General features: G+C 60.9%; 19 protein-coding genes. 14 read left to right on the plus strand and 5 right to left on the minus strand.

The genetic code is table 11. The annotated features are described in order from the left end of the window. Positions 1-23 precede the first annotated feature (23 nt). From CWC48_RS10025 to CWC48_RS10085, 13 genes are all read left to right on the plus strand, one after another. A complete protein-coding gene (locus tag CWC48_RS10025) occupies positions 24-344 on the plus strand; it encodes a DUF2388 domain-containing protein (protein ID WP_078046270.1) in 321 nt (106 codons plus the stop codon). An 80-nt stretch (positions 345-424) separates the two neighbouring features. Continuing rightward, complete coding sequence (locus CWC48_RS10030) at positions 425-733, plus strand: DUF2388 domain-containing protein (RefSeq protein ID WP_078050845.1); 309 nt, start codon at positions 425-427, stop codon at positions 731-733. 37 nt (positions 734-770) lie between these two features. Next, on the plus strand, positions 771-1,091 hold the full coding sequence (locus tag CWC48_RS10035) for a DUF2388 domain-containing protein (RefSeq protein ID WP_012721546.1): 321 nt from the start codon (positions 771-773) through the stop codon (positions 1,089-1,091). After that, positions 1,088-3,049 (plus strand): DUF4105 domain-containing protein, encoded by a 1,962-nt coding sequence (locus CWC48_RS10040; RefSeq protein ID WP_100491799.1) that lies wholly within the window; start codon positions 1,088-1,090, stop codon positions 3,047-3,049. The genes CWC48_RS10035 and CWC48_RS10040 overlap by 4 nt, the downstream gene beginning before the upstream one ends. Positions 3,050-3,428: 379 nt before the next feature. Then, entirely contained in the window at positions 3,429-4,736 is a 1,308-nt protein-coding gene (locus tag CWC48_RS10045; protein WP_078046268.1) for a CitMHS family transporter, read from the plus strand. Between the two features lie 68 nt (positions 4,737-4,804). Continuing rightward, entirely contained in the window at positions 4,805-5,572 is a 768-nt protein-coding gene (locus CWC48_RS10050; RefSeq protein ID WP_078046267.1) for a TerC family protein, read from the plus strand. A 211-nt stretch (positions 5,573-5,783) separates the two neighbouring features. Beyond that, a complete protein-coding gene (locus CWC48_RS10055) occupies positions 5,784-7,442 on the plus strand; it encodes a Na/Pi cotransporter family protein (protein ID WP_078046266.1) in 1,659 nt (552 codons plus the stop codon). A 57-nt stretch (positions 7,443-7,499) separates the two neighbouring features. Then, positions 7,500-8,882, plus strand: a complete 1,383-nt coding sequence (locus CWC48_RS10060; RefSeq protein ID WP_100491800.1) for a pitrilysin family protein — start codon at positions 7,500-7,502, stop codon at positions 8,880-8,882. Positions 8,883-8,954: 72 nt separating this feature from the next. After that, positions 8,955-9,986, plus strand: a complete 1,032-nt coding sequence (locus CWC48_RS10065) for a DUF5924 family protein (RefSeq protein WP_078046264.1) — start codon at positions 8,955-8,957, stop codon at positions 9,984-9,986. A gap of 54 nt (positions 9,987-10,040) precedes the next feature. Next, positions 10,041-11,189 (plus strand): ABC transporter permease, encoded by a 1,149-nt coding sequence (locus CWC48_RS10070; protein WP_078046263.1) that lies wholly within the window; start codon positions 10,041-10,043, stop codon positions 11,187-11,189. After that, entirely contained in the window at positions 11,186-11,989 is an 804-nt protein-coding gene (locus tag CWC48_RS10075; protein ID WP_078046262.1) for an ABC transporter ATP-binding protein, read from the plus strand. The genes CWC48_RS10070 and CWC48_RS10075 overlap by 4 nt, the downstream gene beginning before the upstream one ends. Position 11,990: 1 nt before the next feature. After that, positions 11,991-12,929 carry an MlaD family protein gene (locus CWC48_RS10080; protein ID WP_078046261.1) on the plus strand — a complete coding sequence of 313 codons (939 nt, stop codon included), beginning with the start codon at positions 11,991-11,993 and terminating at the stop codon, positions 12,927-12,929. Continuing rightward, positions 12,926-13,537 (plus strand): ABC-type transport auxiliary lipoprotein family protein, encoded by a 612-nt coding sequence (locus CWC48_RS10085; protein ID WP_100491801.1) that lies wholly within the window; start codon positions 12,926-12,928, stop codon positions 13,535-13,537. Before CWC48_RS10080 ends, CWC48_RS10085 begins: the two co-directional genes overlap by 4 nt. A 92-nt stretch (positions 13,538-13,629) precedes the next feature. Here CWC48_RS10085 and CWC48_RS10090 read toward each other — a convergent pair whose 3' ends face one another. From CWC48_RS10090 to CWC48_RS10110, 5 genes are all read right to left on the minus strand, one after another. Continuing rightward, a complete protein-coding gene (locus CWC48_RS10090) occupies positions 13,630-14,859 on the minus strand; it encodes a nucleoside recognition domain-containing protein (protein WP_016978801.1) in 1,230 nt (409 codons plus the stop codon). A 98-nt stretch (positions 14,860-14,957) separates the two neighbouring features. Continuing rightward, positions 14,958-16,289 carry a glutamate/aspartate:proton symporter GltP gene (gltP, locus tag CWC48_RS10095; protein ID WP_078046259.1) on the minus strand — a complete coding sequence of 444 codons (1,332 nt, stop codon included), beginning with the start codon at positions 16,287-16,289 and terminating at the stop codon, positions 14,958-14,960. A 726-nt stretch (positions 16,290-17,015) separates the two neighbouring features. After that, entirely contained in the window at positions 17,016-17,483 is a 468-nt protein-coding gene (locus tag CWC48_RS10100) for an inhibitor of vertebrate lysozyme family protein (RefSeq protein WP_100491802.1), read from the minus strand. Between the two features lie 2 nt (positions 17,484-17,485). Beyond that, positions 17,486-17,650, minus strand: coding sequence for a DUF1328 domain-containing protein (locus tag CWC48_RS10105; protein WP_003170804.1), 165 nt, complete (start codon positions 17,648-17,650; stop codon positions 17,486-17,488). A 79-nt stretch (positions 17,651-17,729) separates the two neighbouring features. Beyond that, positions 17,730-18,014 carry a hypothetical protein gene (locus CWC48_RS10110; RefSeq protein ID WP_078050844.1) on the minus strand — a complete coding sequence of 95 codons (285 nt, stop codon included), beginning with the start codon at positions 18,012-18,014 and terminating at the stop codon, positions 17,730-17,732. 378 nt (positions 18,015-18,392) lie between these two features. Between CWC48_RS10110 and algB the strand changes: the two genes are divergently transcribed. Further along, on the plus strand, positions 18,393-19,739 hold the full coding sequence (gene algB / locus CWC48_RS10115) for a sigma-54-dependent response regulator transcription factor AlgB (protein WP_025854310.1): 1,347 nt from the start codon (positions 18,393-18,395) through the stop codon (positions 19,737-19,739). The last annotated feature ends 7 nt before the right edge of the window (positions 19,740-19,746 follow it).

Below are 19,746 nucleotides of genomic sequence, written 5' to 3' on the forward strand. Positions count from 1 at the left end.
CGTTCATCTACAGGAGTCACCCCATGTCCCGTCTTCGCCTGCTGAGTGCTGCCGCCCTGTTGGTCCTGGCAGCCAACGCCAATGCGACCAGTTTCATCGTCACCACCGACTCTATCGTCGGCGCGCTGAAAGCCACCTCCGACGCCAGCTCCGATGCGACCTCGTCCCTGCGCGACAACAAGGTTGTGCGCGCCGCGCGTGACGACGCCGCCAGTTTTGTCGCCAGTGAAGGCGCCATCCGTGGTGTGAAACTGGAAAGCGCCCTGGCACAGATCCGCCAGCAAGCGCCGCAACTGAACACTGCGACTGACGCGCAACTGGCCCAGGCCATCCTGGCCATCTGAAGACAGCCGTGATGCCTGGGCGCTGGCTCTCGCCCGGGCATTACGCTAGCCTTGGCGCTCGTTTTCAGTTGTCGAGTCCCATGGCTTTTTCATACCGCCTTTTAGTAGTCCCTGTATTGTTTTCCTGCGGCTGGTCACCATTGGCTTCTGCCTTTGACCTCACCACCCAGAGCACCGTCGTGAGCGCGTACGCCACCAGCAAAGTGACCTCCGCGCCCTTCGACAGAAAAGTGATAATGGCCGCCCAGGATGACGCTGCCGCGTTTATCGCCACTGACGGCCAATGGCGGGGGGCACGGCTGGAGTCAGCGCTGGATTATCTGCGCCGCAGCCAGCCAAAACTTAACGCCAGCGACCTTGAACTGGCGCAAGCAATCCTCGTCCAATAATCATCTTTGTATTCCTTATTTGTATTGGAGTTATCCCATGCGTAGCCCGCTGATCGCCGCCACCCTTGGCCTGCTGTTATTGGCCGACGTTGCCCAGGCGCATACCCTGGTGGCCACCAGTAACATCATTGTTCGCGCCTCTGGCCGCACCATTGATTTCACCTCGGACACCACCACCTCGATCCGCGACTCCAAAGTGGTACGCGAAGCCCACGACGACGCCGCCAGTTTCGTCGCAACCAACGGTGAAATCCGTGGCGCGCACTTGGAAGCGGCCTTCGACACCCTGCGTACACGTCTGCCGGAAGCCCGCGACGCCAGTGACCAGACCCTCGCCGAAGCCATCCTCGCACTGTGAGGCGCATTGCCGCCTGGCTCCTGGCCGGGACTGTGCTGCTGTGTGCCAGCGCAGCCCAGGCCAGCCTGCAACTACGGCTCAAGACCGAGGGTCTGAGTCCGGCTGAACAGCAGGCCAGCCAGGCGTTGCTCGACGAAGCCCTGCACTCTTTACCGCCGCGCTTCATCGAACAGTTGGACCGGCGCATCGATGTCGGCTGGACCGACAAGATGCCCGAGAACGCCTACGGGCAAGCCTCCCTGGTGTCCGAGCTGGACCTCAACCGCAATCTGCTGGCCAGCCTGACCGACGGCAGCGCCGCCACCCAGAAAACCAATCGCCCCCATGGCACCGTGCGCCGCGAAATGCTCGCCACGGTGCTGCATGAACTGACCCACATCTATGACCGTGCGCGCCTGTGGTCCAAGGAAGACCGCGCGCTGATCAATCGTTGCAGCCGGCAGAACAACCTCACCGGCCTAATCGGCCTGCCTGATCAATGCCGCGGTCAGAATGGGCGACGCTTTACCCTCAGCGATGACCCACGCCTGCTGGACCTTGCCGGCTGGCCGCAGTACGTCGGCCGTCGGGGCGAGCGTGAGCAGCACAACCATCAAGTTGCGCGCAGCCCGGACATCTACGAAACCACCAGCCCGCTGGAGTTCGTGGCGGTCAATATGGAGTACTTCCTGTTAGACCCAAGCTACGCCTGCCGACGCCCGGCATTGTTCCGCTATTACCAGGCACACTTTGGCTGGGCCCCGCCGGAGCAGGGCACCTGCGCCAGCACCTACGCCTTCCTGAACGCCGGTAATGATTTCGCCAAGACGCCGCTGGGTCATGTGGACCCTGAACGCGTCTACGAAATCGACTACCTGCTGGCCGAAGCCAACCAGAACCTGGTCAGCCGCTGGGGCCACAGCATGTTGCGCCTGGTGATCTGTGCGCCGGGCCGCCCGCGTGGGCCGGATTGCCGGCTGGACCTGGACCAGCATCTGGTCTTGTCCTACCGCGCGTTTGTCGGTGACGTACAGCTGTCGAGCTGGGATGGCCTGGTCGGCAAGTACCCATCGCGCTTGTTTGTATTGCCGCTGGCGCAAGTGATCGACGAATACACCAAGACCGAACTGCGTGGGCTGGCCTCTGTACCGCTGAAACTGACCCGCCAGGAAATCAACGACACCGTCGAACATGCCGCCGAGATGCATTGGAGCTATGACGGCAACTATTTCTTCATCTCCAACAACTGCGCGGTGGAGAGCCTGAAACTGCTACGCAGCGGCAGCGCCAACCCGCAACTGACCGGCCTGGACAACATCACCCCCAACGGTTTGCTTGAAGTCCTGAGCGCCCGCGGCTTGGCCGATACCAGCGTGCTGGATGACAAACGCAGGGCGCTGCGCCTGGGGTATCACTTCGACTCCTTCCGCGAACGCTACCAGGCGATGTTCGATGTGCTGCGCAAGCACCTGCCGATCAAACAGACCCAGGTCGAAGACTGGTTGTCTCTGAGTGCCGAGGAACGCCGCCAGTGGTTCGGCCAGGCCGACCTACGCACCAGTGCCGCATTGTTGCTGCTGGAGCAGGCAAGCTTTCGCAAACAGTTGATGCTGGCCCAGGACGAAGTCAAACAACGCTACCTCGGCGCCCGCGAGCTGAAAAACGGTGGCATGGAGAAAGCCAACGCCACGCTGCAACAAATCCTCGCCAACAGCGGCTTCCTCAGCCGCCCGGCGGAACTGCTGGGCAGTGGCGGCTATGGCCTGCCGCAACCTTCGGAGGCCACACGCCTGGAATCGGAAAGCGCCGAGCGCCAGAAGCAACTGCAATCGCTGACCGGCGAACTGGACAAAGAGGTGAGGGTGCTGCTGGAGCCGTCCCGTTCCGCCGAAATTGCCGCCTGTGAAGCCAACCTGAAGCTGGTGGGCGAGCATTTGCGGACGTTGCATAAAGCGGCTGGCGGCCTAGAGCTCCCCTGAAGGCACCACGGCAAACACCATTCAAATGTGGGAGCTGGCTTGCCAGCGATTGCGGTGGGCCAGGCAACTGTGACGGTGAATGTGCCGACGCAATCGCAGGCAAGCCAGCTCCCACATGGGGTCTGTGTAAATCTGAAGACTGTGTATCTACCCTCCATCAGCTGTTTGCGCAGCGAAAGCTGGCTGAAAGCTTACCCGTCTAGGATCGCCACCACTGCCGGCAATAGACCGGCTGTTAACAACAACAATGGTGATTCCCGATGTCCGCTCCTACCCGCCTGTTCGCCCCAACTCCACCCGTACGCCTCGTGCCGTTCGTTTTGCGCTGACCCCAACCCGGTCCGCCATTCCCTAGCCGCGCTACGCCTGGAGTATTCCTATGCTGACTTTCCTTGGCTTTGCCATGGTCATCACGTTCATGTTCCTGATCATGACCAAGCGCCTTTCTGCGCTGATCGCTCTGATCATCGTGCCGATCCTGTTCGCGCTGTTCGGCGGTTTCGCACCGAAGATCGGCCCGATGATGCTCGAAGGCATCACCAAACTCGCGCCGACCGGCGTGATGTTGATGTTCGCCATTCTCTACTTTGCCCTGATGATTGATTCCGGCCTGTTCGACCCGGCCGTGCGCAAGATCCTCAAGATGGTCAAGGGCGACCCACTGAAGGTTTCCGTCGGTACCGCCGTACTGGCCCTGGTCGTATCCCTCGACGGTGACGGCGCCACCACCTACATGATCTGCGTGGCCGCCATGCTGCCGTTGTACAAGCGCATCGGCATGAGCCCGCGGATCATGGCGGGCCTGATCATCCTCGCCGGTGGCGTGATGAACATGACCCCCTGGGGTGGCCCGACTGCCCGTGCCGCCAGTGCGCTGCATGTCGACCCCTCGGATATTTTCGTACCGATGATCCCGGCGATGGCCGCCGGCGTGGTGGCGATCCTGGTGATTGCCTACATGTACGGAAAACGCGAACGTGCGCGCCTGGGTGAACTGCACCTGCAAGGCGATGAAATCGACCACAGCGAGATCAGCGTGTCGCAATACCCTGACGCTCGTCGTCCGAAGCTGATCTGGTTCAACGGCGCGCTGACCCTGGCCCTGATGTGCACACTGATCGCCGGTCTGTTGCCGCTGCCGGTGCTGTTCATGGTGGCGTTCAGTATCGCGATGATCGTCAACTACCCGTGCCTGCAACAGCAGAAAGACCGCGTCGCCGCCCACGCCGGCAGCGTCTTGGCGGTCGTCGGGTTGATCTTCGCTGCGGGTATCTTCACCGGCATCCTGTCCGGTACCGGCATGGTCGACGCCATGTCCAAGAGCCTGCTGGCAGTGATCCCGGAGGCCATGGGCCCGTACCTGGCCGTGATCACCGCACTGGTGAGCATGCCATTCACTTTCTTCATGTCCAACGACGCGTTCTACTACGGCGTGCTGCCCGTCCTCGCCGAAGCCGCCAGCCACTACGGCATCACCGCCGTGGAAATGGCCCGCGCCTCTATCGTTGGCCAGCCTGTGCACTTGCTCAGCCCATTGGTACCGTCGACCTACCTGTTGGTGGCACTGGCCGGTATCGAATTTGGTGATCACCAGCGCTTCACCCTTAAGTGGGCAGTGCTGGTGTGCCTGTGCATAATGTTCGCCGCATTGCTGATGGGGATTTTTCCGCTGTTCAGCACTCTATAATCGTACCGACTCACTCACCGCGCGGCGCTGCAGCTTGCGCGGTTTAACATTTGCTCAAAGGAATACACATGGAATGGCTGACCAATCCGGAAATCTGGATTGCCTTCTTCACCCTGACGGCCCTCGAGATCGTCCTGGGCATCGATAACATCATCATGATTTCGATCCTGGTCAGCCGCATGCCCAAGCATATGCAGGCGCGCACCCGGATCTTCGGCCTGGCCTTGGCCATGGTCACGCGCATCCTGTTGCTGCTGTCGATCACCTGGGTGATGCAACTGACCGCCGACCTGTTCGTGGTCTTCGGCCAGGGTATTTCCGGTCGCGACCTGATCCTGTTCTTCGGTGGCCTGTTCCTGCTGTGGAAAAGCTCCCAAGAGATGTACCACGCGCTGGAAGGCGAAGACGAAACCCACGACGAGCCGAAGGGCGCCGGTGGCAAGTTCATCTACACCATCATCCAGATCGCGATCATCGACATCGTGTTCTCCCTGGACTCGGTGATCACCGCGGTGGGCATGGTCTCGCACGTACCGGTGATGGTCGCAGCGATTATCGTGGCCGTACTGGTGATGATGCTGGCGGCGGGCACCATCAGCGAATTCATCGACAAGCACCCGTCGCTGAAGATGCTGGCACTGTCGTTCCTGCTGGTAGTGGGTACCGTGCTGATCGCCGAATCCTTCGATGTGCACGTGCCAAAAGGCTACGTCTACTTCGCCATGGCGTTCTCGCTGGCAGTGGAAGCGGTGAACATCAAGATGCGCACCGCCATCGCGAAAAAGAAAAAACAGCAGGATCCTGTGAAACTGCGCAAAGACATTCCGGGTCAATAAACCCGAGCCAGACATAAAGGGGCTTTTATAAGCCCCTTTTTTTTATCCGCAAAAAGCTGATTTCATGACAGTTTTGTTTCAATCCCCACTTTAGCTATGCGATGCTGGCGCAGAGCCCATTCGCCAACTACAGCTTAACTACAAGACGTAGAACGGCACGCGGCAACTTTCCTTCGCTCCTGTTGGAGCGCACCCACACGGGGGGCCGAGCATGCTGACCTTGCTCAATCTGCTTTCCGCCGTGACCCTGCTTATCTGGGGCACGCACATCGTCCGTACCGGCATCCTGCGGGTCTACGGCTCGAACTTGCGCCAAGTCATCGGGCAGAACATGTCCAAGCGCTGGCTGGCGTTTATCGCCGGTATCCTGGTGACCGCCATGGTGCAGAGCAGCAACGCCACGGCGATGCTGGTGACGTCCTTTGTCGGCCAGGGCCTGATGGGGCTGATGCCCGCCCTGGCAACCATGCTCGGTGCAGACGTGGGTACTGCGCTGATGGCGCGGGTACTGACGTTTGACCTGTCGTGGCTGTCGCCGCTGCTGATCTTTCTCGGGGTGATTTTCTTCCTGTCGCGCAAACAGACGCGGGCAGGGCAGTTGGGCCGGGTCGGGATCGGCCTTGGGCTGATCATCCTCGCACTGCAACTCATCGTCGAAGCCGCGGGGCCCATCACCCACGCCCAGGGCGTCAAGGTTCTATTCGCTTCATTGACCGGCGACATCCTGCTCGACGCCCTGGTCGGCGCCTTGTTCGCGATGATTTCCTACTCCAGTTTGGCCGCCGTCCTACTCACCGCCACCCTGGCCGGCGCCGGCGTGATCGGCTTGCACGTGGCCATCGGCCTGGTGATCGGTGCCAATATCGGCAGCGGCGTGCTGGCCTTCCTCAGCACCAGCATGCAGAACGCCGCCGGTCGCCAGGTCGCGCTGGGCAGCTTGCTGTACAAGTTGATCGGCCTGCTGCTGATCATCCCGGTACTCGACCCGCTGGTGCTGTGGATGGACGGGCTGGACTATAGCGCCCAAGGCATGGTCATCACTTTCCACCTGCTTTACAACGTCACCCGGTGCCTGATCCTGCTGCCCACCATTGGGCCGATGGCGCGGCTGTGCGCCTGGCTGCTGCCCGAGCGCGAAGAATCCAACGGCAAGGCCAAACCCCGCCACCTGGACCTGGCCGCGCTCACCACGCCGAGCCTGGCACTGGCCAACGCCGCGCGGGAAACCCTGCGCCTGGGCGACCTGATCGACAACATGCTCACCGCGATGCAGGAAGTACTGCGCGGCAAACAGACGGCCATCACCCAGGAAATGCGCAGCCTCAGCGACGACGTCGAGTCGCTCTACAGCGCGATCAAACTCTACCTGGCGCAAATGCCCCGCGAAGACCTCAGCGAGCAAGACAGCCGGCGCTGGGCCGAAATCATCGAGCTGTCGATCAACCTCAAGCTGGCTGGCGACCTGATCGAACGCATGCTGCGCAAAGTCCAGCAGCAGAAAACCTCCCAGCGCCGCCAGTTCTCGGAAGTCGGTCTGGAAGAACTTACGGGCCTGCACAGCCAATTGATCGCCAACCTGCGCCTTGGGCTGTCGGTGTTCCTCAGCGCCGACCCGGAAAGCGCGCGCCAATTGCTGCGCGAGAAGCGCCGCTTCCGCGCCCAGGAACGCCGCCTGGCACACGCCCACGTCAGCCGGCTGCAGCGTAAAATCGTGCAGAGCCTGGAGACCAGCTCCCTGCACCTGGAGCTGATCGCCGACATGAAGCGCTTGAATTCGTTGTTTTGCAGCAGTGCCTATGTGGTGTTGGAAACGTCCGACACCGGCGCGCTCTCGGCCGAAGATATTGCCGACATCACACATTCGCCCTGAACGTACGATGGCCCGTGAAGTCAGTTAAAACTGACCTCACTCGCCAGGAAGCTTGTTATGCGTCGCCTGTTGTTCGCTTGCCTGCTCATGGGTTCTGCCCACGTCTTCGCCTTTGACCGCCTGCAAGTCGAGGGTTATACCTTGCCCAATGGCCTGCAATTGCTGCTTAAACCGGGCACCGAGCGCGGGCACGTGGCGATACGCCTGGTGGTGGGCGTGGGCCTGGATGACTTCCATTGCGAAGACAAGGAGTTGCCACACCTGCTTGAACACCTGCTGTTCAGCGGCATCGACGGTGGCGGCGAAGGTGAGCTGGAAGACCGCATGCAAGCCCTGGGCGGTGAGTGGAACGCCTACACCAGCAACGCGGACACCACCTTCGTGATCGAGGCGCCCGCGCAGAACCAGCGCAAGGTGCTCGACCTGCTGCTGGCGATCATCACCCGCACCGAACTGACCGACGCTAATATCAATGCCGCCAAGCGCGTGGTCGAACGCGAAGACGGCGGCCACTACTCACACCTGCAACGCCTGCTGGACCGCCAGGACCTGGGCCACACCGCCAGCAATCAACTGGCCGTCGAGTTGGGCCTCAAATGCGCCGAACGTGCCGAGGTCGACCACCTGACCCGCGAACAGTTGGAAAACCTGCGCAAACACTGGTACGCGCCCAACAACATGACGCTGATCATCGTCGGCGACCTCGACAAACTGCTGCCTGCCTATCTGGAACGTACCTACGGCCAGCTCGAACCGATCGAGCCCAGCGAACACCTGGCGCTGCCGGAAATCCAGCACGCCGCCGCCGCCCATCGCGAACTCATCCACGGCTGGGTTGGCGACAGCGCCAAGTTGCACTGGTTGTTCCCCGAGCCGGTGCTGGACGACGGGCATGACGAAACCTACGACCTGCTCAAGGATTACCTCGACTGGGCGCTGTACCGCCAACTGCGCCTCAAGCACGGTTTGTCCTACGGCCCCTGGAGCGAGCGCGAAGTGCTCGGCGGCGTCGGCTTTCTCAGCCTTAATGCCGACCTTGAGCGCGAAAGCCTCCCCGAAGCCGAACAGGTCCTCCAGGATCTCAAGGCACAACTGCTCAAGGACGGCCTCGACCCGGCGGTGTTCACCCGCTTGCAGCAGGCCGCCATCGCCCGTCAGGCCTGGGCCGTGCAGGGCAACAGCGCGCTGGCCGACTACTACTGGAGTGCTTCGGGAGACTACAACAACGGCCATTTCAGCGACCCGGTCAAACGCATCAAGGCCGTCAGCCTGGACCAGACCAACCAAGCCATGCGCCAAGTGTTCCAGCAGCCAGGCTACTGGCGCATCGAAAAACCGTTGCTCAGCTACGACGCGCTGAGTTGGATGGGCGCCGGCCTGCTCGGCCTGATCGCCATTGTGTTGATTGGCGTGCGGGGTTATCGCAAACGGATCGCGTAATGAGGCACCGGACGCCAGGCTAAGACGTTATTCTGTCTGGGATTTTCTCCTACAAAGACTGCGAACCGCCGAATGCAAAACCTGACCCGCTTGATCACCCGCATCCTCGAACTGATGAAGCGTTACCCTGGGGTGATTGCACTCGGCGGCTTCATCTCGGGTGTGGGCAGCTTCATCCTGGTGGACCGCCAGCAGGGCATGGCCAGTTGGATCGCGGTGATCATGCTGGTGAGCTGGCTGTGGTTGATGCTGGAGAACAGCTTTACCCAGCTGTTCACCAAGGTCTTCAAGCGCGAAATCCCCGAACCGCTGCTGCGCTACGCAACCCAGATGATCCATCAGGAAAGTCTGTTCTTTGTGCTGCCGTTCTTCTTTGTCACCACCGCCTGGAACAGCGGCCAATCGGTGTTCACCGGGCTGCTCGGCGCGGCAGCGCTGGTGTCGATCACCGACCCGCTGTATTACAAGTGGCTGGCGCCCAAGCGTTCGCTGTTCCTGGCGCTGCACACGCTGACCCTGTTCGCGGCACTGCTCACCGCGCTGCCGATCATCCTGCACCTGACCACCGCCGAGAGTTACAAGCTGGCCCTCGGCGTGGCCATGGCGTTGTCGATCCCAAGTCTGGCCGTGAGCCTGCCGCTGCGCAGCCTCAAGGGCTGGGCGATGCTGTTGGGGGTTACGGCCGCGATTGGCTGCGCCGGCTGGTTCCTGCGCAGCTGGGTGCCGCCGGCCACCCTGTGGATGACCGAAGTGGCGATCAGCACCCAACTGCAAGACCGCACTCCAGGCGACGACCTCAAGGAAGTCACCGCCGCCCAACTGCGCAGCGGCGGGCTGTACGCCTACACCGCCATCAACGCACCGCGCGGGCTGGATGAGCGGATCTACCATGTTTGGCAATTCAACGGCAAAGAGGTCGACCGCATCGCCCTCGATATTCACGGCGGGCGTAAAGAGGGCTATCGCGCCTGGACTCACAAGCAGAACTTCCCCGGCGACGCTGTGGGCCGCTGGCAGGTCAGGGTGTTGACCGAAGACGGGCAGGTGATCGGTGTGCTGCGCTTCAAAGTGACGGACGCAGCACAAACGGACAACCCAAAGTAGGTAGGTTCGTGCTATTACGTAGGAATTGTGGATAGCCAAACAAGCTCGGAGCTTATGACCACCAGTACGACGGCCGGCGCAGCCCACCTCGATACGTCCACCACCCCGCCACAGCTGAGGATTACGGGGGACTGGACGCTTGCGCACTATGCCGGCCTGAAGAAGCTGTCGGACAAGCTCGACGGCCAATACGACGCCGGCGCGCGCATCGACCTCAACGGCCTCGGCGCCCTCGATACTGCCGGCGCCTCGCTGCTGGTGGAACTGCTGGGGCCGACCCGCATCGAGCAATCTGCCGAGCAGACTGACTGCAGCTTGTCTGCCGCTGACCGCGCGCTGCTCAAGACCGTCTACCGCTCCCTGAATGACTTTTGCGTACCGGACAAAGCCCCGGAAGAAGCCGCCGGCATTCAGGTGCTGGCGCGCATTGGCCGAGCGGTGGACACCGTCTGGCAGGACAGCAAGAAACTGCTGGGCTTTATTGGCCTGATTCTCGAAACCTTCGCCCGTGGCATTTTGCGCCCCAAGCGCTGGCGCATCACGCCCATGGTCGCGCACCTGGAGCAGGTCGGCCTCGACGCCGCGCCCATCGTGGCCCTGCTGACCTTCCTGGTCGGCGCGGTAGTGGCGTTTCTCGGCGCCACTGTCCTCAAGAGTTTTGGCGCAACTATTTTCACCGTCGACCTGGTGGCGTTTTCTTTCCTGCGGGAATTCGGCGTGTTGCTGACGGCAATCCTGATCGCCGGTCGCACCGCCAGTGCCTTTACCGCCCAGATCGGTTCGATGAAGGCCAACGAAGAAATCGACGCGATCCGCACCCTGGGCCTGGACCCGATGGAATTGCTGGTATTGCCGCGCGTGCTGGCGCTGCTGGTGGCGCTGCCGATGCTGACCTTCCTGGCGATGCTGTCGGGGATTGTCGGCGGCGGCGTGGTCTGCGCGGTGGCGCTGGATATTTCGCCGGCGATGTTCCTCTCGCTGCTGCAATCGGACATTGGCGTGCAGCACTTCCTGGTGGGCATGGTGAAAGCGCCGATCTTCGCGTTCCTGATTGCGGCCATTGGCTGCCTGGAAGGCTTCAAGGTCAGCGGCAGTGCCGAGTCGGTGGGCGCCCACACCACCTCCAGCGTGGTGCAATCGATCTTTGTGGTGATCGTGCTGGATGCGGTCGCTGCGCTGTTCTTTATGGAGATGGGCTGGTGAGTCGTCTACACCGTGCGCCCACTGAGGCGGTCATTGAGGTGCGCGGCCTGTGCAATCGCTTTGGCAGCCAGAGCGTGCACGAGAACCTCGACCTGGACTTGTACAAGGGCGAGATCCTCGCCGTGGTCGGCGGCTCCGGCAGCGGCAAGTCGGTGCTGTTGCGCAGCATCGTCGGCCTGCGCCGGCCCAGCGAAGGCGAAGTGCGGGTGTTCGGCAAAAACCTGCCGAGCCTGCCGGAACATGAACGCTCGCTGGTCGAACGGCGTTTCGGCGTGCTGTTCCAGAAGGGCGCGCTGTTTTCCTCGCTGACGGTCACCGAGAATGTGGCCCTGCCGCTGATCGAACATGCGGGCCTCAGCCGCGCCGACGCGGAGCACCTGGCAGCGGTCAAACTGGCGCTGGCCGGGCTGCCGCTATCGGCGGCCGACAAGTACCCGGCGTCACTGTCCGGCGGCATGATCAAGCGCGCTGCCCTGGCCCGCGCTTTGGCCCTGGACCCGGACATCCTGTTCCTCGACGAGCCCACAGCCGGCCTCGACCCGATCGGCGCGGCACAGTTCGACCAACTGATCCTGACCCTGCGTGACGCGCTGGGCCTGAGTGTGTTTCTGGTCACCCACGACCTGGACACGCTGTACACCATCACCGACCGCGTGGCGGTGCTGGCGCAGAAGAAAGTGCTGGTGGCCGACGCCATCGACATTGTCTCGGAAACCAACGACGCCTGGATTCACGAATATTTCCACGGCCCCCGGGGCCGCGCGGCATTGGATGCCGCTCAACCGCTCAACGAGGTATGACATGGAAACCCGAGCCCATCATGTGATGATCGGTCTGTTCAGCGTAATCGTGGTGGTCGGCGCGATGCTGTTTGGCCTGTGGCTGGCCAAATCCAGCGTCGACACCGCCTTCCAGGATTACGAAGTGATCTTCAACGAGGCGGTCAGCGGCCTGTCGCAGGGCAGTTCGGTGCAGTACAGCGGGATCAAGGTGGGCGACGTGATCAGCCTGCGCCTGGACCCCAACGATCCGCGCCGCGTGCTGGCGCGCATCCGCCTCGCCGGGCAGACGCCGATCAAGGAGGACACCCAGGCCAAACTGGCCCTGACCGGCATCACCGGCACCTCGATCATCCAGCTCAGTGGCGGCACACCGCAAAGTCCCGAACTCAAGGGCAAGGACGGCAACCTGCCGGAAATCATCGCCTCGCCATCGCCCATCGCCCGGCTGCTGAACAACAGCAACGACCTGATGACCAGCATCAACCTGCTGCTGCACAACGCCAACCACATGTTCTCCCGCGAGAACGTCGAGCGCCTGAGCAACACCCTGGACAACCTTCAACAAACCACCGGCGCCATCGCCGACCAACGCGGTGATATCAAGGTGGTGATGCAGCAACTGATGCAGGTGAGCAAGCAAGCGAGCGCCGCACTGGAGCAGACCACCGTGCTGATGCGCAACGCCAACGGCCTGCTCAACGAGCAAGGCAAGCAGGCCTTCGGCAGTGCCGAACAGGCGATGAAATCCCTTGAACAAAGCACCGCGACCATCAACACCTTGCTGACAGACAACAAGGACTCGGTGAACAGCGGCATGCAAGGCCTCAACGAACTGGCGCCGGCCGTGCGCGAACTGCGCGAAACCCTGGGCTCGCTGCGCGCCATCTCCCGCCGCCTGGAAGCCAACCCCAGCGGTTACCTGCTGGGCAGCGACAAGAACAAGGAGTTCACGCCATGAAGCGTGCGTACCAAATGATCGTCCCTGTCGCATTGGCGCTGGTGAGCGCGTGCTCGATCCTGCCCAAGGCCGACCCTTCGGACGTGTATCGCCTGGCCTCGGCCCCGGCCACTAGCCCGGCTGCGCCGGTGAGTTGGTCACTGCGTGTGAACAAGCCGCAGACCAGCGAGTTTCTCGACAGCCCGCGTATTGCCGTGGTGCCCAATGGCGACCTGATCAGCAGCTATGCCAACTCGCGCTGGAGCGACCCGTCGCCCGTGCTGCTGCGCAACCGCTTCATGGATGGTTTCCAGCGCGATGGCCGGGTGACGCTGCTGAGCACCGACGACACCAACCTGCAGTCTGACTTTGAATTGGGCGGGCAATTGCAGGCGTTCCAGAGTGAATACCACGGCAGTGCGGTGGAGGTGGTGATTCGCCTGGATGCGCGCCTGGTGCGCGGCAGTGACCAGCGAATTGTTGCCAGCCGACGGTTTGAGGTGCGGCAGCCGGTGAGCGACACCAAGGTGCCAGCGGTGGTTGCCGGGTTTGGGCAGGCAGGGGATCAACTGAACAAGCAGGTGGTGGATTGGGTTGTGCAGCAAGGCAATGGTGCTGCGAAACGCTGAGGGCGTCTTCGCGGGCAAGCCCGCTCTCACATTTTGATTTGTGAACACAGTCAAATGTGGGAGCTGGCTTGCCCGCGATAGCAATTTAAGCCTTACCCAAAGAACCAATAGCACACCGCAATAGCAGCAACGACACCGGCCAACTCCGCCAGCAACGCACACCCCACGGCATGCCTGGCCCGCTGGATCCCCACCGAACCGAAATACACCGCCAACACATAGAAGGTGGTCTCGGTACTGCCCTGGATCGTCGCCGCGACCAGTGCCGGGAAGCTGTCCACACCCTGGGTCTGCATGGTCTCGATCAACATCGCCCGCGCGGCACTGCCAGAGAAGGGCTTGACCATCGCGGTCGGCAAGGCATCGACGAAGCGCGTGTCCATGCCCGTCCAGGCGACCACATGGCGAATGCCTTCGAGACCAAAGTCCAGCGCACCCGAGGCACGTAACACACCCACGGCACACAACATTGCCACCAGATATGGCAGCAGGTTCTTGGCCACGTCGAAGCCTTCCTTGGCGCCTTCGACAAACGCCTCGTACACCTTGACCTTGCGCAGTGCACCGATCACAAGGAACAACATGATCAGGCCGAACAGCGTGAGGTTGCCGAGGATCGACGACAGCCCGGCCAGTGCCGTGGCGGAAAGAGTCGCCAGCAGGGCCATGAAGCCGCCAAGCACCAGCGCACCCGGAATCAGGTAGGCCAGCACCACCGGGTCCCACAGCCGCAGACGCTGCATGATCGCCACCGAGAGCAGGCCGACCAGGGTCGAGGCGCTGGTCGCCAGCAGGATCGGCAGGAACACCAGCGTCGGGTCCGCCGCGCCTTGCTGGGCGCGGTACATGAAGATCGTCACCGGCAACAGCGTCAGCGAAGACGCGTTGAGCACCAGGAACAGGATCTGCGCGTTACTCGCGGTGTTGGGGATAGGGTTGAGTTCTTGCAGCGCCTTCATCGCTTTCAAACCGATGGGCGTGGCGGCGTTATCCAGGCCCAGGCCGTTGGCGGCGAAGTTCAGGGTGATCAAACCGATGGCCGGGTGGCCGGCAGGCACTTCCGGCATCAGGCGGCGAAACAGTGGGCCGAGGGCCTTGGCCAGCCAATCGACGATCCCGGCTTTTTCGGCAATGCGCAAAAAGCCCAGCCACAGCGTCAGGGTGCCAAAAAGCAGCACCATGACCTCCACCGACAATTTGGCCATGGCGAAAATGCTTTCGACCATTGCCGCGAATATTCCGGCGTTACCGCCGACCAGCCATTGCGCCAGTGCCGACACCATTGCCACGACAAAGAAGCCAAGCCACAGGCCATTGAGCATCAGTTAAACCCCTTGAAGAATGCAGCGAATGATAGCGGGGCTGGCAGAAACGACAAACCCCGGAATTTTCCGGGGTTTGTCTTCGAGCCGTCAGGCTATCAGCTGCGGGTGGCCTGGGCGGCCGGCGAGGCTTCCTTGCTGCGCCAGTGCGGCAGCGAGTTCCAGTAACGCTCGCCCTTGGCGTCGTCGTACATGCCTTCCCAACGGGAGATCACCAGCACGGCCAGGGCGTTGCCGATCACGTTCAGGGCGGTACGCGCCATGTCCATGATGCGATCGACACCGGCGATAAACGCCAGGCCTTCCAGCGGAATACCCACGCTGCCCAGGGTGGCCAGCAGCACCACAAAGGACACGCCCGGTACGCCGGCAATGCCTTTAGAGGTGACCATCAACGTCAGCACCAGCATCAGTTGCTGGCCGATCGACAGGTCGATGCCGTACAGCTGCGCAATGAAGATCGCGGCAATGCTCTGGTACAGGGTCGAACCGTCGAGGTTGAACGAGTAACCGGTTGGCACCACAAAGCTGCAGATCGCCTTCGGCGCGCCGTAGGCTTCCATCTTCTCGATCACGCGCGGCAGCACGGTTTCGGAGCTGGCGGTGGAGTAGGCCAGCACCAGCTCATCCTTGAAGATGCGCATCAGCTTGATTACCGAGAAGCCGAACAGGCGGGCGATCAGGCCGAGGATCACAAAGGCGAAGAACAGGATGGCGACGTAAACCAGGATCACCAGCTTGGCCAACGGCAGCAAGGAGGCGAAGCCGAAGTTGGCGACGGTCACAGCGATCAGTGCAAATACGCCGATCGGGGCGTATTTCATGATCATGTGCGTGACTTTGAACATGCTCTCGGACACGCCCTGGAACATGGTCACCAGCGGCTCGCGCAGCTCAGGCTTGAGGCTCGACAAGCCGAGGCCGAATAGCACGGAGAAGAAGATGATCGGCAGCATTTCGCCACGGGCGACGGCGGCGAAGATGTTCGATGGGATCAGGTTGAGGATGGTCTCGATGAATGCATGCTCATGCTGCACTTCGGCGGCAGTGGCGGTGTACTTGGAGATGTCGACGGTACCCAGGGTACTCATGTCGATGCCAGCGCCCGGGTGGAACAGGTTGGCGAGCAACAGGCCGACCACGATGGCGATCGTAGTGACGATTTCGAAGTAAAGGATGGTTTTGACGCCGATACGCCCGAGTTTCTTCGCGTCACCGACACCGGCAATGCCGACGATCAGCGAGGAGATCACAATTGGGATCACGATCATCTTGATCAGGCGGATAAAGATATCGCCCGCTGGCTGCAACACATTGCTGATCCACCAGGCTTTTTCAGCACTGAAATGGTTGAGCACTGCACCGATTGCGATCCCCAGCACCAAACCGATGAGGATCTGCCAGGCGAGGCTTAGCTTTGCCTTCTTCATGTCATTACCCTTACTTCAAGTGAACTTAAGGCAAATGCGCCAGCCGCAACGCTCGAAAGCGAAAAAGTGTGTGCATCTGCCTCCATGGAAGGTCACCGCAGCGTGGCCGAAATGGCTTACTGGCAGGCGAAAAAAGGCGCAACTATTCCCATGCAAGGGAGCGACGTCTAATGCCGTAAACGCCTACCCTATGCCGAATCGGCATGGCTTTTTTTAATAATAACTGTCCGAACGGTCAGTTCAAATGTGACATTTTGTCCGGCAAACATGCCGTGAACCTGCCAAACCCGGCTCGCTCAGAGAATCAGGACGTCTTTGGAGCCTTGGCAGAAATGCCTGGGAATACCGTCGTTTAGCGTCGGAAATGTCCTATGGACCAGGCCAAATTTTATCGATAGATGGTCAGCCCGACACACGAAGTAATGGTTGGGAAAGAGCAGGAAGGAAATTTGCGGCTATGGAGAGCATAGGAAGCTGAGCGAGCCTGACAAGCCCGCCGCAGGTTCAGCAAGCCATCGGCTTGTGAACCTGCGTCGCAGCTTTTCGCCTGACCCGGCCCTTGCGCAGGCACTCCCTGTACCCGTAGGTCACGCCGATCGCAATTGATCAGAGCAACCCGGCCCCTTGGTCATGCACCGCCCTTTTCGGGTGGCGCAGACAGAAAGAAGCGAGGGGCTTCTTTCTATGGACGCTGGCCCCGTAGACGACAATGTCGTCAGACGGAACCTAGTACCAATTAGGATCTTTCTTCAGCTGCTCCATCAGCAGCTTCTGCATGCCCTCATCCGGCTTACCGATAAAACGGTAATCGGCGTGCCGCGTCGGGGATTTGTCCGCCGGCAGACCGGCCGGGACTTCCACCAACATGGCGTAGGCGTCTTCCTTGTCGAGGCTGAAGGCAACAATCAGGCGCTTGTTCAAGCAGGTGTCTGCGGTTTCGCAGAGCGGCCCGACCAAGTACTTGTCGCCATCTTCTTCCACGGCATTCATTTGCTCGGCGGTGCCAGACAGGTTCATGACCCATTCCGGCAGACGCTCTTCTTTCTTCACCACGCCTTGCCAGGTCTCGCGGAATTGCGGGTCCGCGCTGAGCAATTCGTTGGCTCGGGACTGGCCGTCATTGGCGGCCATTGCCAAGCCGCTGCCGCCCAGAAGCAGGGCGGCAGTAATGGCTTTGAAGGACAAAGTGGTCATGTTCAGCCTCGGCCGCGACGACCAAAGAAGAAGGAAGCGATGAACATCACCAGGAAGACCACAAACAGAATTTTTGCGATACCCGTGGCGGTGCCCGCGATACCACCGAAGCCCAGGACTGCAGCCACAATGGCGATGATCAGAAATGTGATTGCCCAACTCAACATGGTGATTCTCCTTATGCTTCTTTAAGAGGTAACAGCGGTAGTGCCGTGCGGCCACTCAACACGAGCGGCCTTATGGTGCCTAGAACACCCAACGCTCCTGGGATGGCAGTTCACTCAGGGAAGATTCCTGGTCAACCATCCGCAATTGCGGGGCTGTTACGTCGGCAGCTACGCTGCCAACGGAACGGAAATGGGTTTGAGTCATGGCTGGACGTTCGAACTGGGGAATCTGCTGCTGACTCTGCTGCCAATGTTGCAACTGTTGGCCGCCAATCAGCGTGACCATCAAGGCCAGGCTGGCAAACAGACCTTGTTGCAAGCGCAGTGGCGACACACGCAATTGGCTGAGGCTTTGGCGAGTCATGCTGTTGTTCTCCCGCATTTTGATTATTCGTTGGGAGAGCTATTGCAGAGCGCATGCCAGCTTTTTTACAAAATAAAACTCAATAAAATCAATGAGTTAAATATTATTAATCCGACACACGCCCAGCATCCTGCACGATGCCCCCTCGCGAGCCGTGCGAAATGCACGATGGCCAGCGGTCGGATGAAGGGATAGAACACGCAGAGTGCGTTGCCGAAGTGGCAAGACGGTATGAGAACGCCATCAGGCGGGGCTTTGTAGGAAGCGGTGCAGATACCTGCACGACGATGCTATTTATCGATCAGAATAAACCATGCAACTTGCCCGATTATTCCGGGACTAAACACCATCATTCATAGTTTAAGGAGCGCGGGACAGATGGAATCAGCCAAGGAACTTCAAGGCCGCATTCTTTTAGTGGATGACGAATCCGCGATCCTCCGCACCTTCCGTTATTGCCTGGAAGATGAAGGCTACACCGTAGCCACCGCCAACAGCGCTGCCCAGGCCGATACCCTGATGCAGCGCCAGGTGTTCGACCTGTGCTTCCTCGACCTGCGCCTGGGCGAAGACAATGGCCTGGACGTGCTGGCCCAGATGCGCATCCAAGCGCCGTGGATGCGCGTGGTGATTGTCACCGCGCATTCGGCAGTCGATACCGCAGTGGATGCGATCCAGGCGGGTGCCGCCGACTATCTGGTGAAGCCCTGCAGCCCCGATCAATTGCGGCTCGCCACTGCCAAGCAACTGGAAGTGCGCCAACTCTCCGCGCGCCTGGAAGCCCTCGAAGGCGAAGTACGCCAGCCGAAAGACGGCCTCGACTCTCACAGCCCTTCGATGATGGTAGTGCTGGAGACCGCGCGCCAAGTGGCCGGCACCGACGCCAACATTCTGATCCTGGGTGAATCCGGTACCGGTAAAGGTGAGCTGGCCCGCGCCATTCACGGTTGGAGTAAACGCTCGAAGAAATCCTGCGTGACCATCAACTGCCCGTCGCTGACGGCAGAGCTGATGGAAAGCGAATTGTTCGGCCATAGCCGTGGTGCCTTTACCGGTGCCAGCGAGAGCACATTGGGTCGCGTCAACCAAGCGGATGGCGGCACGTTGTTTCTCGATGAAATCGGCGATTTTCCACTGACGTTGCAACCAAAATTGCTGCGTTTTATCCAGGACAAGGAATACGAGCGTGTGGGCGACCCGGTTACCCGCCGTGCCGATGTACGCATCCTCGCCGCCACTAACCTGAACCTGGAAGACATGGTGCGTGACGGCCGCTTCCGGGAGGATCTGCTGTACCGCCTCAACGTGATCACCTTGCATCTGCCGCCACTGCGCGAGCGCAGTGAAGACATTCTGACCCTGGCCGATCGGTTCCTGGCACGTTTCGTCAAGGAATATGCCCGACCGGCACGGGGTTTCAGCGATGAAGCGCGCGAAGCACTGCTCAACTACCGCTGGCCGGGGAATATCCGTGAACTGCGTAACGTCGTGGAGCGTGCCAGTATCATCTGCCCACAGGAGAAGGTGGAAATCAGCCACCTGGGGATGGCCGAACAGCCAACCAACAATGCCCCGCGTATCGGTGCGGCATTGAGCTTGGACGAGCTGGAGAAAGCCCACATCGGCGCCGTGCTCGCCACCAGCGACACCTTGGACCAGGCGGCTCGCACCCTGGGTATCGACGCGTCGACCCTGTACCGCAAACGCAAACAGTACAACCTGTGAGCTGTAC

Origin of the sequence: Pseudomonas sp. S10E 269 (assembly GCF_002798465.1) — a bacterium.
Lineage (GTDB): Bacteria > Pseudomonadota > Gammaproteobacteria > Pseudomonadales > Pseudomonadaceae > Aquipseudomonas > Aquipseudomonas pergaminensis.